16 protein-coding genes are annotated in these 14,702 nt (G+C 68.2%); 14 read left to right on the top strand and 2 right to left on the bottom strand.

Going from position 1 to position 14,702, the window contains the following annotated elements:
• The first annotated feature begins 20 nt into the window (after positions 1 to 20).
• From IG196_RS14735 to IG196_RS14680, 12 genes are all read left to right on the top strand, one after another.
• Positions 21 to 1,196, top strand: a complete 1,176-nt coding sequence (locus IG196_RS14735) for an acetyl-CoA C-acyltransferase (RefSeq protein ID WP_192196736.1) — start codon at positions 21 to 23, stop codon at positions 1,194 to 1,196.
• Positions 1,197 to 1,198: 2 nt separating this feature from the next.
• Positions 1,199 to 1,681, top strand: coding sequence for a PaaI family thioesterase (locus IG196_RS14730; RefSeq protein ID WP_192196735.1), 483 nt, complete (start codon positions 1,199 to 1,201; stop codon positions 1,679 to 1,681).
• Positions 1,682 to 1,699: 18 nt separating this feature from the next.
• Complete coding sequence (locus tag IG196_RS14725; protein WP_192196734.1) at positions 1,700 to 3,553, top strand: acyl-CoA dehydrogenase; 1,854 nt, start codon at positions 1,700 to 1,702, stop codon at positions 3,551 to 3,553.
• Between the two features lie 2 nt (positions 3,554 to 3,555).
• Positions 3,556 to 3,795, top strand: a complete 240-nt coding sequence (locus tag IG196_RS14720) for a hypothetical protein (protein WP_192196733.1) — start codon at positions 3,556 to 3,558, stop codon at positions 3,793 to 3,795.
• A 22-nt stretch (positions 3,796 to 3,817) separates the two neighbouring features.
• Positions 3,818 to 4,120 carry a Dabb family protein gene (locus IG196_RS14715; RefSeq protein ID WP_192196732.1) on the top strand — a complete coding sequence of 101 codons (303 nt, stop codon included), beginning with the start codon at positions 3,818 to 3,820 and terminating at the stop codon, positions 4,118 to 4,120.
• Positions 4,110 to 5,507, top strand: a complete 1,398-nt coding sequence (locus IG196_RS14710; RefSeq protein WP_192196731.1) for a DUF2252 domain-containing protein — start codon at positions 4,110 to 4,112, stop codon at positions 5,505 to 5,507. The genes IG196_RS14715 and IG196_RS14710 overlap by 11 nt, the downstream gene beginning before the upstream one ends.
• A 61-nt stretch (positions 5,508 to 5,568) precedes the next feature.
• Complete coding sequence (locus IG196_RS14705) at positions 5,569 to 6,369, top strand: SDR family oxidoreductase (protein WP_192196730.1); 801 nt, start codon at positions 5,569 to 5,571, stop codon at positions 6,367 to 6,369.
• Position 6,370: 1 nt separating this feature from the next.
• The gene (locus IG196_RS14700) at positions 6,371 to 6,841 is read left to right on the top strand and encodes a PaaI family thioesterase (RefSeq protein ID WP_099797028.1); all 471 of its coding nucleotides are present in this window, start codon (positions 6,371 to 6,373) and stop codon (positions 6,839 to 6,841) included.
• Positions 6,842 to 6,873: 32 nt separating this feature from the next.
• Positions 6,874 to 7,890, top strand: coding sequence for an NADP-dependent oxidoreductase (locus IG196_RS14695; RefSeq protein ID WP_192196729.1), 1,017 nt, complete (start codon positions 6,874 to 6,876; stop codon positions 7,888 to 7,890).
• A 127-nt stretch (positions 7,891 to 8,017) separates the two neighbouring features.
• The gene (locus IG196_RS14690; RefSeq protein WP_192196728.1) at positions 8,018 to 9,676 is read left to right on the top strand and encodes an isovaleryl-CoA dehydrogenase; all 1,659 of its coding nucleotides are present in this window, start codon (positions 8,018 to 8,020) and stop codon (positions 9,674 to 9,676) included.
• Positions 9,677 to 9,708: 32 nt separating this feature from the next.
• Positions 9,709 to 10,647 (top strand): glutathione S-transferase family protein, encoded by a 939-nt coding sequence (locus IG196_RS14685; RefSeq protein ID WP_192196727.1) that lies wholly within the window; start codon positions 9,709 to 9,711, stop codon positions 10,645 to 10,647.
• Positions 10,648 to 10,764: 117 nt separating this feature from the next.
• A complete protein-coding gene (locus IG196_RS14680) occupies positions 10,765 to 11,670 on the top strand; it encodes an SDR family oxidoreductase (protein ID WP_192196726.1) in 906 nt (301 codons plus the stop codon).
• Between the two features lie 36 nt (positions 11,671 to 11,706).
• Here IG196_RS14680 and IG196_RS14675 read toward each other — a convergent pair whose 3' ends face one another.
• The gene (locus tag IG196_RS14675; protein WP_192196725.1) at positions 11,707 to 12,393 is read right to left on the bottom strand and encodes an FMN-dependent NADH-azoreductase; all 687 of its coding nucleotides are present in this window, start codon (positions 12,391 to 12,393) and stop codon (positions 11,707 to 11,709) included.
• A gap of 142 nt (positions 12,394 to 12,535) precedes the next feature.
• Between IG196_RS14675 and gcvA the strand changes: the two genes are divergently transcribed.
• Positions 12,536 to 13,441: a transcriptional regulator GcvA gene (gcvA, locus tag IG196_RS14670; RefSeq protein WP_192196724.1), complete on the top strand. Its 906-nt coding sequence runs from the start codon at positions 12,536 to 12,538 to the stop codon at positions 13,439 to 13,441.
• 85 nt (positions 13,442 to 13,526) lie between these two features.
• Entirely contained in the window at positions 13,527 to 14,168 is a 642-nt protein-coding gene (locus IG196_RS14665; RefSeq protein ID WP_192196723.1) for an ATP-binding cassette domain-containing protein, read from the top strand.
• Here the strand turns inward: IG196_RS14665 and IG196_RS14660 are convergent, their stop codons facing one another.
• On the bottom strand, positions 14,169 to 14,696 hold the full coding sequence (locus IG196_RS14660; protein WP_225617043.1) for a GNAT family N-acetyltransferase: 528 nt from the start codon (positions 14,694 to 14,696) through the stop codon (positions 14,169 to 14,171). It lies immediately after the preceding gene.
• Positions 14,697 to 14,702: the final 6 nt, after the last annotated feature.

The raw sequence follows: 14,702 nt of genomic DNA, 5'->3' as shown, positions 1-14,702 counted from the left end.
CATCTTCAAAGGACCTCACCATGACCAGCGCCGTCATCGTTTCCACCGCCCGCACGCCGCTCGCGAAGAGCTGGAAGGGTGCCTTCAACATGACGCACGGCGCCACGCTGGGCGGCCATGCCGTGCAGCACGCGGTGCAGCGCGCCGGCATCGACCCGGCTTCGGTCGACGACGTCATCATGGGTTGCGCCACGCCTGAAGGCGCCACCGGCTCCAACATCGCGCGCCAGATCGCACTGCGCGCCGGCCTGCCGGTCACCACCTCGGGCATGACCATCAACCGCTTCTGCTCGTCGGGCCTGCAGACCATCGCCACGGCCGCCCAGCGCATCATCGCGGGCGAGGGCGACGTGTACGTGGCCGGCGGCGTCGAGAGCATCTCGTGCGTGCAGAACGAAGCCAACACGCACATGCTGGCCGACCCGTGGCTCGTGAAGCACAAGCCCGAGATCTACTGGAACATGCTGCAGACCGCCGAGCAGGTTGCCAAGCGCTACAACATCGGCCGCGATGCCATGGACGAGTACGGCGCACAGAGCCAGCAGCGCGCCACCGCCGCGCTCGAAGCGGGCCTGTTCAAGGCAGAAATCGCCCCCATCACCGTGCTGGCCGGCGTGGCCGACCCCGTGATGGGCCTGCGCACCAAGGAAGTCACGATCGAGAACGACGAAGGCATTCGTCCCGGCACCACCAAGGAAGGCATCAGCGGCATCCGCCCGGCCATGCCCGGCGGCCTGATCTCGGCCGGTAACGCCAGCCAGTTCTCCGACGGCGGCGGCGCCTGCGTGCTGGTCGACGAGAAGTACGCGCAGCAGAAGGGCCTGGCGCCCATCGGCCGTTTCCTCGGCTTCGCCGTGGCCGGCTGCGAGCCCGACGAAATGGGCATCGGCCCGGTCTTCGCCATCCCCAAGGTGCTCAAGCGCCTGGGCCTCACGGTCAACGACATCGACCTGTGGGAACTGAACGAAGCCTTCGCCGTGCAGGTCATCTACTGCCGCGACAAGCTCGGCATTCCGGGCGACCGCCTGAACGTGAACGGCGGCGCCATCGCCGTGGGTCACCCCTACGGCGTGAGCGGCCAGCGCCTCACGGGCCACGCGCTCATCGAAGGCAAGCGCCGCGGCGCCAAGAAGGTCGTGGTCACGATGTGCATCGGCGGCGGCATGGGCGCTGCGGGCGTGTTCGAGGTTCTGTAACCATGTCCGGCTTTGGTCCGGACCAGGAGGTCTCGCCCGAAGCCGTCCTGGAATATGGGCGCAGCGTGCTCGCTGCGCAGCCCTTCAGTGTGCTGATCGGCGCCGAGCTGCACGCGCTCGCGCCGGGCCATGCCGAGCTTCAGCTGCCGCTCACCGCGCAGCTGAAGCGGCAGCACGGTTTCGCCCATGGCGGCATCGTGAGCTACATGGCCGACAACGCGCTGACCTTTGCGGGCGGCAGCGCCTTGCGCGTGCCGGTCGTGACCTCCGAATTCAAGATCAACTACGTGCGGCCCGCCATCGGTCAGCGGCTGATTGCGCGCGCCCGGGCCGTTCATACCGGCGGCTCGCAGGCCGTGTGCACCTGCGAGGTGGTGGCGGTGGCCGACGACGGCACCGAGAAGCTCTGCGCGCTGGCGCAGGGCACCATCGCCACGCTGCCCGATTCCCCGAAGAAGAAGACTTCGTCACCCGCGAAGTCGTAGCCTGAAGAAGACATCACCATGAGCCTGCGTCCCACCCTCGACTTTCTGCTTTACGACTGGCTTGACGCCGAGAAGCTCAACCAGAGCGAGCGTTTTGCCGACCACTCGCGCGAGACCTTCGACGCCGTGCTCGACACCTGCGAGCGCATCGCGCGCGAAAAGTACGCGCCGTTCAACCGCACCGTCGACACGCAGGAGCCGCATTTCGACGGCGAGAAGGTCATCCTGCCGCAGGCCACGCACGACGCGCACAAGGCCTTCGTCGAGTCCGGGATGATGAGCGCCGCGCAAGACTACGAGATCGGCGGCATGCAGCTGCCCTACACGGTGCAGGCCGCGGCCAACAGCTTCTTCGCGATGGCCTCGGTGAGCATCGGCTCGAACATGCTCACCAGCGGCAACGCCAACCTGCTCATGGTGCACGGCACCGAGATGCAGAAAGAGGTGTTCGCCAAGAACGAATTTTCGGGCCGCTGGGCCGGCACCATGTGCCTGTCGGAGCCGCAGGCCGGCTCGTCGCTGAGCGACGTGGCCACGCGCGCCGTGCCCGATGGCGCCGACTATCAAGACGACCCGCTGGGCCCGCGCTATCGCCTCACCGGCAACAAGATGTGGATCTCGGCCGGCGACCACGAGCTGACCGAGAACATCGTGCACATCGTGCTCGCCAAGATCCCCGACGAGAACGGCAAGCTGGTGCCGGGCACGCGTGGCATTTCGCTCTTCATCGTGCCCAAGCGCATGGTCGACACGCAGGGCGCGCTCACGGGCGAGCGCAACGACGTGGCGCTGGCCGGCCTGAACCACAAGCTCGGCTGGCGCGGCACCACCAACACGCTGCTGAACTTCGGCGAAGGCAAGTACCCGGTCGGCGGCAAGGCCGGCGCGGTGGGCTACCTGGTCGGTTCGCCCGGCAAGGGCCTGCACTGCATGTTCCACATGATGAACGAGGCCCGCATCGGCGTCGGCACCGCCGCCACCATGCTCGGCATGGCCGGCTACTACGCCTCGCTCGATTACGCCAAGAGCCGCCCGCAGGGCCGCCTGGTGAAGAAGCCCGAAGCGGCCGGCGCTGCCGTGGTGAAGGATTCGGCCGCGCCGCAGGTGCGGATCATCGAGCACGCCGACGTGCGCCGCATGCTGCTCGCCCAGAAGGCGTACTGCGAGGGCGCGCTGGCGCTGGAGCTGTACTGCGCTCGCCTGGTCGACACGCAGAAGACCGGCGATGCGCAGACGGCCGACGACGCCCGCCTGCTGCTGGAGGTGCTCACGCCCATCGCCAAGAGCTGGCCCAGCGAGTGGTGCCTGGAAGCCAATTCGCTGGCGATCCAGGTGCACGGCGGCTACGGCTACACGCGCGATTTCCCGGTGGAGCAGTACTGGCGCGACAACCGCCTGAACATGATCCACGAGGGCACGCACGGCATCCAGGCGGCCGACCTGCTGGGCCGCAAGGTGCTGATGGAAAAAGGCCGCGGCCTGCAGCTGCTGGCCGGCCGCGTCACCGAAACCATCGGCCGCGCCGCCAAGGTGCCCGCGCTGGCGCCGCACGCCAAGGCGCTGGGCGCCGCGCTGCAGCGCATCGGCAGCGCGACAGAGGCCGCCTGGTCTACGGGCGACCCGGCCGACGCGCTGGCCAATGCCGTGCCCTACATGCAGGCCTTCGGCCACACCGTGCTGGCCTGGCTCTGGCTCGACGTGGCCCTGCGGGCGCTGGAAATCGACGCGCAGAAGGAGAGGGCGGTAACAGCTGGCAAGATCGGCGCCACGGACTACTTCTTCCACTACGAGCTGCCGAAAATCGGTGCCTGGCTCAACGTGGTGGAGAGCCGTGACCCGACCTGTACCGCTTTGCCCGAGGACGCTTTCTGACAATGGCCAACGCCGCCCCGAACTCACCCCCGCCCGCTGCCCCACCGCCGACACCACCCAAGCCGCATGCACGGCTCGAGAAGTGGATCTGGATATTGATCTACGGCGGCCTGTTTCTCGTGATCCTGGGGCTGGCCACGGGCCGCACCGAACCCGCGCTGGGCTGGTCGATGGCCGTGCCCGGCGGCGTGATCGCCGCGGTGGGCATCGTGCTCATCTACGTGCGTTCGCGGCTCAAGTAAAAAAACAAGGCAAGGACCGACCATGCTCAAGCACATCGTGATGTGGAAGTTCAAGGAACACGCCGAGGGCGCCGACAAGGCGACCAACCTGCTCAAGGCCAAGGCGCTGCTCGATGCCTGCGCGAAGCTCTCGCCCGGCACGCACCGTTTCGAGGTGGCCATTGCCCAGCCCGGGCTCGAGGCCACCTACGACCTGATCCTCAATTCGGAGTTCACCGACGCCGCCGCGCTCGCGGCCTATGCGGACCACCCGCAGCACGTGGCGCTCAAGCCCTTCATCGGCGCCGTGCGAGAAGCCCGCCAGTGCATGGACTATGAGCTCTGAACCCCACGCGCCCGACGCCACGGCCTCACCGGCCGAGCGGCGGGCGTTCGGCCGTGCACAGCGCACGCGCTGCGCGCTCGGCCAGTGGGCGCAGGCGCCCCGGCCCGACGCCAAGGACCGCGATCCGCTCGGCTGGCTGAAGGCGTCCAACCGCGGCCGCGTGCCCGAGCTGGTGCCGGTGCGCCACGGCCGCATGCTGGTCAGCCCGTTCACCTTCTACCGCGGCGCCGCAAGCCTGATGGCGAACGACCTCGCCAGGCTGCCGCACAGCGGCATCGCGACGCAGCTGTGCGGCGATGCGCACCTCGCGAATTTCGGCTTCTTTGCCAGCCCTGAGCGCGCGCTGGTCTTCGACATCAACGATTTCGACGAGACCCTGCAAGGGCCTTTCGACTGGGACGTGCGCCGGCTGGCCACCTCGTTCGTGGTGGCCGCGCGCGACCGGGGTTTCAAGCCGCGCATCGGGCGCGAGGCCGTGGAGCACCTGGCCGAGGCCTACCGCGACCGCATGCGGGCCTTTGCACGCATGGACACGCTGGAGGCCTGGTACGCGCGGCTCACGTCGCAAACCCTGCTGAAGCTCGGCGCCGAAGACGCGACCGAGCTCGCGGTCATCAAGAAGGCGCGCCGCAGCACCTCGCGCGTGTTTGCTGACAGCGCGACCGAGACGGTCGACGGCCGCCTCGTGATCCGCGACCAGCCGCCGTTCGTGTACCACGACGCCCGCGCGACGGCGCGTGAAATCAAGCGCTTTCGCGCCGGGCTGCCGGCCTTCCTGGCGCAGTACCGCGCCAGCCTGCCGCCCGAGCGCCAGCGGCTGTTCGACCGCTATGAGCTGCATGACGTCGCAGTGCTCACGCCCGGCGTCGGTTCGGTCGGCCGGCGCTGCTTCCTGCTGCTGTTCGTGGCCGACCGCGCGCACCCGCTGTTCCTGCAGTGCAAGGAGGCCGGCGATTCGGTGCTCGAAGCCCCGCTGGGCGCGGCACCGGGCACGGCGTCGCCGGGCCAGCGCGTGGTGCAGGGCCAGCGGCTGGCGCAGGCCGCCAGCGACGTCTTCCTGGGCTGGGCCCAGGGACCGGGCGGGCGCGGCTTCTACGTGCGGCAGCTGCGCGACATGAAGGCCTCCTACAAGCTCGAAGACTTCAAGCCGGTCGACCTGCTCGAGTTCGCCGAAGCCTGCGGCTACAGCCTGGCCCGCGCGCATGCCAAGGGCGGCGACGCCTGGGCCATCGACGGCTACCTGGGGCGCTCCAAGACCTTCAACACGGCGCTCGCCGACTTCGCCGAAGGCTATGCCGACGTGAACCAGGCCGACTGGCGCCGGCTTAAAAAGGCCGTGGCCGCCGGCAAGGCTGCCGCCGTCGAGGCCGACGACACCGCGTCCTGACGGCCCGAAGCCACCGCCAACAGAACCCTCTTCTTTCATCATCCACACCGGAGACACCGACATGACGAAGCCCCGCACCACTCAACAGCTGTTCGACCTCACGGGCCAGACAGCGCTCATCACCGGCGGCTCGCGCGGCCTGGGCCTGCAGATGGCCCATGCGCTCGGCGAAGCCGGCGCGAAGATCATGCTGAGCTCGCGCAAGGCCGAAGACCTGGAGCAGGCTGCCGCCGAGTTGCAGTCCGCCGGCATCGACGCGCGCTGGATCGCCGCCGACTGCTCGAAGGAAGAAGACACCCGCCGCCTGGCCGACGAAACGCTGGAGCGCATGGGCGGCATCGACATCCTCATCAACAACGCCGGCGCGAGCTGGGGTTCGCCCGCCGAGAGCCACCCGGTCGAAGCCTGGGACAAGGTGATGAACCTCAACGTGCGCGGCTACTTCATCCTCGCGCAGCATGTCGCCAACGGCTACATGATCCCGAAGAAGCGCGGTCGCATCATCAACATCGCCTCGATCGCGGGCCTGAACGGCAACCCGCCCGGCATGCAGACGCTGGCCTACAACACCTCGAAGACCGCGGTGATCGGCTTCACCAAGACGCTGGCCGCCGAATGGGGCAAGTACAACATCAACGTCAACGCGATCTGCCCGGGCTTCTTCATGACGAAGATGGCGGCCGGCCTGATCAAGTCGCTGGGCGAAGAGCACATGGCCGCTTCGGCGCCGCTGGGCCGCCTGGGCGACGACGAAGACCTGAAGGGCCTGACGCTGCTGTACGCGAGCGATGCCGGCAAGCACATCACCGGCCAGTGGGTGGCAGTGGACGGCGGCGTGAGCGTGGTGCTGGGTGCGGCCTGACATGTCCGATTCGCCTGAAACGTCCAGCGACATCAACATCCGCTCGTACACGACCCAGATTCCGTTCGCGCGCCACCTCGGCTTCGAGCTCACGAAGTTCGAGGGCGGCGAGTCCGAAATTCTGTACACGGCCAAGCCCGAGCACCTGAACACCTTCGACGTGACGCACGGCGGCGCCTGCATGACGCTGCTCGACATCGCCATGGCGGCCGCTGCGCGCAGCGTGACGCCCGAGACCGGCGTGGTCACCATCGAGATGAAGACCAGCTTCATGCAGCCTTCGGTCGGCCCGCTGCATGCGCGCGGCACGCTGCTGCATCGCACCGCGACGCTGGCCTTCACCGAAGCCAAGATCTACGACGAGCAGGAGCGCGTGTGCGCCCATGCCACCGGCACCTTCAAGTACGTGAAGCGCCGGCTGCCGACCGGCCCCGCGAGCGCGAACGCGATGCGTCCGCCATCCACCGACTGACCGACTGACACCCCATTTCCCCGGAGACTTCCATGCCCACCAACAAGCAGATCCACCTCGACAACCGCCCCGAGGGCGAAGCCGTTGCCAGCAACTTCAAGCTGGTGACTGTCGAGACGCCCGCGCTCGCCGACAACCAGGTGCTGGTGCGCCACCACTACATGAGCCTCGACCCGTACATGCGCGGGCGCATGAACGACTCGAAGAGCTACGCGCAGCCGCAACCCGTGGGCCAGGTGTTCCAGGGCGGCACGGTCGGCGAGGTGGTCGAGAGCAAGCACCCCAAGTACGCCGTGGGCGACAAGGTCGTCGGCTTCGGCGGCTGGCAGGAATACAGCGTGGTCGACGGCTCGCAGCCCGGCGCGCTGAAGAAGGTCGACACCACGCACGTGCCGCTGTCGCACTACCTCGGCGCGGTCGGCATGCCCGGCGTGACGGCCTGGTACGGCCTCGTGAAGATCATCGCGCCCAAGGCCGGTGAAACCGTGGTCATCACCGCCGCCAGCGGCGCCGTGGGCAGTGCCTTCGGTGCGCTGGCCAAGGCGCGCGGCTGCCGCGTGGTCGGCATTGCGGGCGGCCCCGACAAGTGCAAGTACGTGACCGACGAACTCGGCTTCGACGCCTGCATCGACTACCGCCAGCACCCCGACGTGAAGACCATGAGCGCCGCGCTCAAGGAAGCCTGCCCGAACGGCATCGACGGCTACTTCGAGAACGTCGGCGGCTACATCTTCGACGCCGTGCTGCTGCGCACCAACGCGTTTGCGCGCGTGGCGCTGTGCGGAATGATCGCGGGCTACGACGGTGCGCCGCTGCCGCTCGCGAACCCCGCGCTGATCCTCATCAACCGCCTGAAGATCGAGGGCTTCATCGTCAGCGAGCACATGGAAGTGTGGCCCGAGGCGCTGACCGAACTCGGTACGCTGGTGGGCACGGGCAAGCTCAAGCCGCGCGAGTCGGTGGCGCAAGGCATCGAAGCTGCCCCTGAGGCCTTCCTGGGTTTGCTCAAGGGCAAGAATTTCGGCAAGCAACTGGTGAAGCTGATCTGAGCCTGAGCTCGCCCCCAGGCTGCGCGCACTTCGTGTCGCTTCGCCAACCCCCTACCGGGGGCAACACCAGCGGCCCGGCAAAGCCGGTTCCGCGGTGTTCCTGGAATTGAATCGTCGGAGGTCCTGTATGAACAATGCTGGAACACACGAGGTCTTCAACCAGCCCACGCCGCTGGTCGACTACAACCTCTTCGACACCAACCGCCCCCTGCGCGATGCGCTGACGTTCAACGCGCCCGCGCTGCAGACCACGCAGTTGCACGAGCTGGGCGCCACCCTCGGCTCGGCCGCCATGCAGACGCATGCGCGGCTGGCCAACATCCACACACCGAAGCTGCACACGCACGACCGCTTCGGCCGTCGCATCGACGAGGTGGAGTTCCATCCGAGCTACCACGCGTTGATGCAGACGGCCGTGGGCGCGGGCCTGCATGGCACGCCGTGGACGGGCATGTCCGCATCGCCGCATGTGCTGCGTGCGGCGGGCTTCATGCTGTTCACCGAGCTGGAGCCGTCGGTGCTGTGCCCGGTCTCGATGACCTACGCCGTCACGCCCGCCTTGCGCGGCAACGCGGGCGTACATGCCGACTGGGGCCCGAAGCTCGCCAGCCTCTGGTACGACCCCGCGCTCAAGCCGCTGCATGACAAGCCCGGCGTGACCATGGGCATGGGCATGACCGAGAAGCAGGGCGGCTCCGACGTGCGGGCCAACACCACGCAGGCTGTGCGGGAGGGCAGCGACGCGTGGGGCGAGCGCTACGCCATCACCGGCCACAAGTGGTTCTTTTCGGCGCCGATGTGCGACGCCTTCCTCATCCTTGCGCAGGCGCCGGCCGGGCTGTCGTGCTTCTTCCTGCCGCGCGTGCTGCCGGATTGGATGGGAAAGGGCACGCGCAACGCCATCCACATCCAGCGCCTGAAGGACAAGCTCGGCAACAGGGCCAACGCCAGTTCCGAAGTCGAGTTTCACGGCGCCAGCGCCTGGCTCGTGGGCGAGGAGGGGCGCGGCATTCCGCAGATCCTCGAGATGGGCACGATGACGCGGCTCGACTGCTCGCTCGGCACCAGCGGCCTCATGCGCCAGGCGCTGGGCATCGCGCTGAACCACACGGCGCAGCGCCACGCCTTCGGCAAGCCGCTGATCGAGCAGCCGCTCATGAAGAACGTGCTGGCCGACCTCGCGCTCGAAAGCGAAGCCGCCACCGCACTGGCCATCCGCCTCGCGCGGGCCTTCGACCGGCAGTCCGACGCGCACGAGAACTTGATGGCGCGCCTGCTCACGCCGGTCGCCAAATTCTGGATCTGCAAACGCGGCAGCCACTTCGCGCAGGAGGCCATGGAGTGCCTGGGCGGCAACGGCTACGTGGAAGAGGGCGGCGAGGGCGTCATGGCGCGCATCTACCGCGAGATGCCGCTCAACTCCATCTGGGAAGGCGCCGGCAACATCATGGCGCTCGACCTGCTGCGCGGCCTGCGCAAGGGCGACGCCGTGGCCGCGCTGGCGCACGAGCTGGCGCCGGCGCGCGGCCAGCAAGCCGCACTCGACCGCCTGACCGACGCCTTGCCCGCACGCATCGAGGCCATGGCCTCCGAGACCGAGGCACGCCGCCTCGCCCAAGGCGTGGCGCTGGCCGTGCAAGCGGCCTTGCTGGTGCAGACCGCACCCGCCGCCGTGGCCGATGCCTTCTGCGCCTCGCGCCTGGGCGGCGACTGGGGCCAGGCCTTCGGCACGCTGGGTGCGGGCACCGATTTCGATTCGATCATCCAGCGCGCGCAGCCGCGCTGACCACCCACAAGAACACCTCCACGAAAGACACCATGGCCGACCTCATCCTTCACCACTACACCACCTCGCCGTTCTCGGAAAAGGTGCGCCTGATCCTCGGCGCCAAGAAGCTGCCGTGGAAGTCGGTCTTCATTCCGCCGATCATGCCCAAGCCCGATGTGGAAGCGCTCACGGGCGGCTACCGCAAGACGCCGTTCCTGCAGATCGGCGCCGACATGTACTGCGACAGCGCGCTCATCGCCGACGTGCTGGAGCACCTGCAGCCCGAGCCCACGCTGTACCCGGAGCCCGAAAAGGGCATGTCGCGCATCCTCGCGCAGTGGGCCGACACCAGCTTGTTCTGGGCCGCGATGGCCTGGAACCTGCAGCCCAAGGGCGCGGCCGAGGTGTTCGCCAAGGCACCGCCCGAAGCCATCAAGGCCTTCGGCGAAGACCGCGGCAAGATGAGCGCCGGCAACATGACGCGCCTGCGCCCGGCCGATGCCACCAGCGCCTACAAGTCGTACCTGCGTCGCCTGTCGGACATGCTCGACGACAAGCCCTTCCTGCTCGGCGAGATGCCCAGCATTGCCGACTTCTCGGCCTACCACCCGCTCTGGTACACGCGCCGCATCGAGGCGGTGAAGGGCATCCTGGAGCTCACGCCCGCGGTGCTCGACTGGATGGACCGCATGGCGGCCATCGGCCATGGCACATCGTCGAAGTTCTCGAGCGACGAGGCCATCGCCGTCGCCAAGGCCGCCACGCCGCACACGCTGCTGACCGACAGCACCTTCCAGGACGACCACGGCATTCCGCTGGGCAGCGCCGTCACCTTGCGCGCCGAGAGCTTCGGCCTCGAAGAGACGACGGGCCTCCTGGTGGCTGCCACGCGCACGCACTACACGCTGGAGCGCAACAGCGAGCGCACGGGCAGGGTGCATGTGCACTTTCCGCGCATCGGCTACGTGCTGAAAAAAGCAGAAGCCTGATGACCGAAAGATCCGCGCGCGACGGGCACCTTCGTGACTGCGCGCGCGGCTTTTCCGTATTTCAATAGCGGCTTCCGTTTCAACGTCAGACACATTCAGCAAGAAGGACACCGGCAAATGATCCAGGACTTCAAGGGCAAGACCGCCGTACTCACCGGCGCAGGCTCGGGCTTCGGCCTCGAATGCGCGCGCATCGGCGCCGCCCGCGGCATGAATCTCGTGCTGGTCGATGTGCAGCAGGACGCACTCGACAAGGCCAAGGCCGAGATGGAGGCCCTGGGCGTCCAGGTGCTGGCACGCAAGGTCGACGTGTCCGACGCGGCCCAGATGGAAGCGCTGGCCGCCGCCGTCAAGGAACGCTTCGGCGCGCCGCACTTCGTGTTCAACAACGCCGGCGTCGGCGCCGGCGGCCTCGTGTGGGAAAACACCGTGGCCGACTGGGAATGGGTGCTGGGCGTCGACCTGTGGGGCGTGATCCACGGCGTGCGCCTGTTCACGCCGATGATGCTCGAGGCCGCCGCCAAAGATCCGAGCTATCGCGGTCACATCACCAACACCGCCAGCATGGCGGGCCTGCTCACGCCGCCCAACATGGGCATCTACAACGCGGCCAAGGCGGCCGTCGTGAGCCTGACCGAAACCCTGTACCAGGACCTGAACCTGGTGACCGACCAGATCGGCGCCAGCCTGCTGTGTCCGTACTTCGTGCCCACCGGCATCACGAGCAGCGAGCGCAACCGCCCCAACGCACCGAAGGACACCGAGCTCACCAAGAGCCAGCTCATCGGCCAGGCCATGAGCAACAAGGCGGTGAGCAGCGGCAAGATCACTGCGGCCGAGGTGGCGGCGAAGGTGTTCGACGCCATCAGCGACAACCAGTTCTACGTGTTCAGCCACCCCAAGGCGCTGGGCAACGTGAAGAGCCGCATGGAGAATATCGTGTCGATCACCAACCCGGCCGACCCGTTCCTGGAGCGCCCCGAGATCGGCCAGAAGCTGCGCGAGCAGCTGCGCTCTGCCTGATCTTTTCCCAATGAGGCGGCCCATCGCGGGCCGCCTTCAGCCGGCCTGCACCTTCGCCTGCAGATCGCGCACCAGCTGCTCGATGCCCGACAGCGCCTCGGCCATCGAGCGGTCCAGCAGATCGCCGCGGTCTTCCGCATGCTCGACCGCGATGTCGTGCACCTCGCGCAGCCCGACCAGGCCCAGTGCGGCCTTCATGCCCGGCACCAAAAAATTCAGATGTGCCTGCATGCCGCCGGGCCCGAAGCCGCTGCTGCCGTGCGCGGTTAGCAGCACCGTGCGGCGCGGGCGCTCGGCCAGCAGCGGCACGTAGGGGTCGTCCAGGCCCGGGTCCATGTCGAAGGTTTCGCCGACGCGCACGATGTTGTCGATCCACGCCTTCACGGTGGCCGGCGCGCTGAAGTTGTACATGGGCGTGCCCATGACGATCACGTCGGCGCGGCGCAGCTCGGCGATGAAGGCATCGCTCTCGGCCAGCACCTCGTGCATCCAGGCTTCGCGCGCGTCGGCGGGCGTGTAGGCGCTGTGGATCCAGTCGCCGGTGACCGCCTGCGGCGGCGTGGTGCCGAAGTCGCGGTAGATCACTTCATCGTGCGGGCGGGCCGCCTGCCAGGTGCTGACGAAGTGGTGGCTCAGGCGGCGCGAATGCGAGCCGTGAACAACCGCGCCCGAACGGCCGGAACGGGGGCTGGCATCGATGTGGAGCAGGGTGGTGGTGGTCATGGCGTGGTCCTCGGTTGGATGAAGGGAATTCAGCTGTCTGCTTGACACGGTTCTTAATTTATCGAAGCATCCAGCGCCGGACAAACGACGAATTTTTCTCGATGCAGAAAATTTAATTCATCTATTCGCCACTCCGAACACCATGGCCCTCCTGCATTCCCTGCCTCCGCTGGCCTCGCTGCGCGCCTTCGAGGCCGCCGCGCGCCATTGCAGCGCCAAGCTCGCGGCGAACGAGCTGTCGGTCACGCCCACGGCCATCAGCCACCAGGTGCGACAGCTCGAAGAATCGCTGGGCGTGGCGCTGTTCATCCGGCAGCCGCGGCAACTCGTGCTGACGCCGCAGGGGCGCGAGCTGCAGGCGGTGCTGAGCGACTCGTTCAGCGCCATGGCACAGGCCGTCGCGCGCCTGCGGGCGCCGCCCGAGCGCAGCGCGATCACGCTGTCGACCACGCCCGCCGTGGCCGCGCGCTGGCTGCTGCCGCGCGTCGGTGCGCTGCGCGCGGCACACCCCCGGCTCGACCTGCGCATCCACGCCTCGCACGACGCGGTGCCGCTGGACGGCCTCACGGCCGACGTCGCCATCCGCTACGGCAAGGGCCAGTGGCCGGGCCTCGTGGCCGAGAAGCTGTTCGACACCGTCTTCGCGCCGGCCTGCAGCCCCGCGCTCAAGCTGCGCCGCCCGGCCGATCTCGTGAAACACACGCTGCTGCACTTCGCGGTGCCGAACAGCAAGACCCAGCCGGGCACCTGGGCCGCGTGGCAGCAGGTGGCGCAGGTGCCAGGCCTCGACGTGACGGCCGGCCCCGTGTTCTCCGACGAAACCCACACCGTCTCGGCCGCGCTGCAGGGGCAGGGCGTGGCGCTGATGGGCCTGGCACTCATCGCCGACGAACTGCGCGCCGGCAACCTGGTGCAGCCCTTCGGGCCGGTGCTGCAGGGCTCGCCGTTCTACCTCGTGTGCCCGCAGGCGCGGCGTGACGATCCGAACGTGGCGGCGGTGTTCGAGTGGGTGAAAGGGCTGTCGCCGCTGGACGCAGCCGCGCGTTGACACAACGTGCGACAGGGCGGCGACGCAACGCACGACAGGGCGGCGACACAATGGCGTCTGGCGACTCTTCGACGATCCCTTTCGCATGAAACCTTCCCCGATTTCTCCCATCCTCCAGGTACAGAACCTGCACTTTGCCTACCCCGACCAGCCCGCGTTGGCGAACGGCTGGTCCGCCACCGTCGGCGAGGGTGTCACGCTGCTGTACGGCGACACCGGCAGCGGCAAGTCGACCTTGCTGCGCGTGCTGGCGGGCCAGCAGCCTGCGTCGGCCGGGCAACTGCGCGTGGCCGGCGTGGCGCTCGACGTCGAACCCGAGGCCTACCGGCGCCAGGTCTTCTTCTGCGAGCCGGCGGCTGAAGCCTTCGATCCGCTCAGCGTGCAGGCCTGCACGGCCTTGTTGGGCGAGGGTGACGCGGGTTTCGACAAGGCCGAGTGGCAGCACCTGGTCGAGGCCTTCTCGCTCACGCCGCATCTGGAGAAGCAGATGTTCATGCTGTCGACCGGCTCCCGCCGCAAGGTCGGGCTCGCCGCCGCGCTGGCGTCGGGTCGGCCCGTGGTGCTGCTGGACGATCCGGTGGGTGCGCTCGACGCGCGTTCGATCCACGGCCTGTGGCAGGCGATCGGGCGGCGCATGGCGCAGCCGGGGCGGGCGGTGGTCGTGGCGAGCAGCGAACGCATCACGGAGGTGCCGCTGGCGGCGTGCATCGAGCTACCGCTGGGCTGATCAGCTGCCCGGCGTGGCCATCACGTGGTTGTCGTGTCGTTCGTCGCCGAGCACGAACTGCGTCAGCCCCGTCACGGCCAGCCCGTGCTTTTCGTAGAACGCGCAGGCGCGCAGGTTCTTCACGTTCACTGTGAGCCATAGGCCGTCATTGCCTGTGCGCGCGTGGGCGGCGCTGCGGGCTTCGCGCAGCAGCATCGAACCGACGCCGCTGCGTGCGAACGGTGACTGCACATAGAGCATGCGCAGTTCGGTGGCGCAACCCGGTGCCAGCGGCTGCGCAGCGCCGAACTGCAGCAGCGCATAGCCCACGAGATGGTCGTCGACCTGCGCCACGCGCAGCGCGGCATCGGGCGATTCCGACCACGCAGCGAACGCAGCCGGCGTGAAGGTCGAGAGCACGTAGCGCCCGAGCAGGTCGTTCACACCGTCGGTCGCGTAGGTGTCGAGCCACACCTGGATTGCGAGCGCGGCCAAGGTGTGAGCATCGGCTGCGGTGGCGGGGCGAACGGTGACAAGCGGACGATTCATGGTGCG

It is taken from the genome of Variovorax sp. 38R, assembly GCF_014843395.1.
GTDB lineage: Bacteria > Pseudomonadota > Gammaproteobacteria > Burkholderiales > Burkholderiaceae_C > Variovorax > Variovorax paradoxus_H.
The sequence above is the reverse complement of the archived record's forward strand: the minus strand, read 5'-3'. Positions and strand labels throughout refer to the sequence as shown.

Excerpts from the sequence above, each read along its gene's own strand:
- IG196_RS14735 (WP_192196736.1), top strand. The coding sequence starts at position 21 with ATGACCAGCGCCGTCATCGTTTCCACCGCCCGCACGCCGCTCGCGAAG.
- IG196_RS14730 (WP_192196735.1), top strand. The coding sequence starts at position 1,199 with ATGTCCGGCTTTGGTCCGGACCAGGAGGTCTCGCCCGAAGCCGTCCTG.
- IG196_RS14725 (WP_192196734.1), top strand. The coding sequence starts at position 1,700 with ATGAGCCTGCGTCCCACCCTCGACTTTCTGCTTTACGACTGGCTTGAC.
- IG196_RS14720 (WP_192196733.1), top strand. The coding sequence starts at position 3,556 with ATGGCCAACGCCGCCCCGAACTCACCCCCGCCCGCTGCCCCACCGCCG.
- IG196_RS14715 (WP_192196732.1), top strand. The coding sequence starts at position 3,818 with ATGCTCAAGCACATCGTGATGTGGAAGTTCAAGGAACACGCCGAGGGC.
- IG196_RS14710 (WP_192196731.1), top strand. The coding sequence starts at position 4,110 with ATGAGCTCTGAACCCCACGCGCCCGACGCCACGGCCTCACCGGCCGAG.
- IG196_RS14705 (WP_192196730.1), top strand. The coding sequence starts at position 5,569 with ATGACGAAGCCCCGCACCACTCAACAGCTGTTCGACCTCACGGGCCAG.
- IG196_RS14700 (WP_099797028.1), top strand. The coding sequence starts at position 6,371 with ATGTCCGATTCGCCTGAAACGTCCAGCGACATCAACATCCGCTCGTAC.
- IG196_RS14695 (WP_192196729.1), top strand. The coding sequence starts at position 6,874 with ATGCCCACCAACAAGCAGATCCACCTCGACAACCGCCCCGAGGGCGAA.
- IG196_RS14690 (WP_192196728.1), top strand. The coding sequence starts at position 8,018 with ATGAACAATGCTGGAACACACGAGGTCTTCAACCAGCCCACGCCGCTG.
- IG196_RS14685 (WP_192196727.1), top strand. The coding sequence starts at position 9,709 with ATGGCCGACCTCATCCTTCACCACTACACCACCTCGCCGTTCTCGGAA.
- IG196_RS14680 (WP_192196726.1), top strand. The coding sequence starts at position 10,765 with ATGATCCAGGACTTCAAGGGCAAGACCGCCGTACTCACCGGCGCAGGC.
- IG196_RS14675 (WP_192196725.1), bottom strand. The coding sequence starts at position 12,393 with ATGACCACCACCACCCTGCTCCACATCGATGCCAGCCCCCGTTCCGGC.
- gcvA (WP_192196724.1), top strand. The coding sequence starts at position 12,536 with ATGGCCCTCCTGCATTCCCTGCCTCCGCTGGCCTCGCTGCGCGCCTTC.
- IG196_RS14665 (WP_192196723.1), top strand. The coding sequence starts at position 13,527 with ATGAAACCTTCCCCGATTTCTCCCATCCTCCAGGTACAGAACCTGCAC.
- IG196_RS14660 (WP_225617043.1), bottom strand. The coding sequence starts at position 14,696 with ATGAATCGTCCGCTTGTCACCGTTCGCCCCGCCACCGCAGCCGATGCT.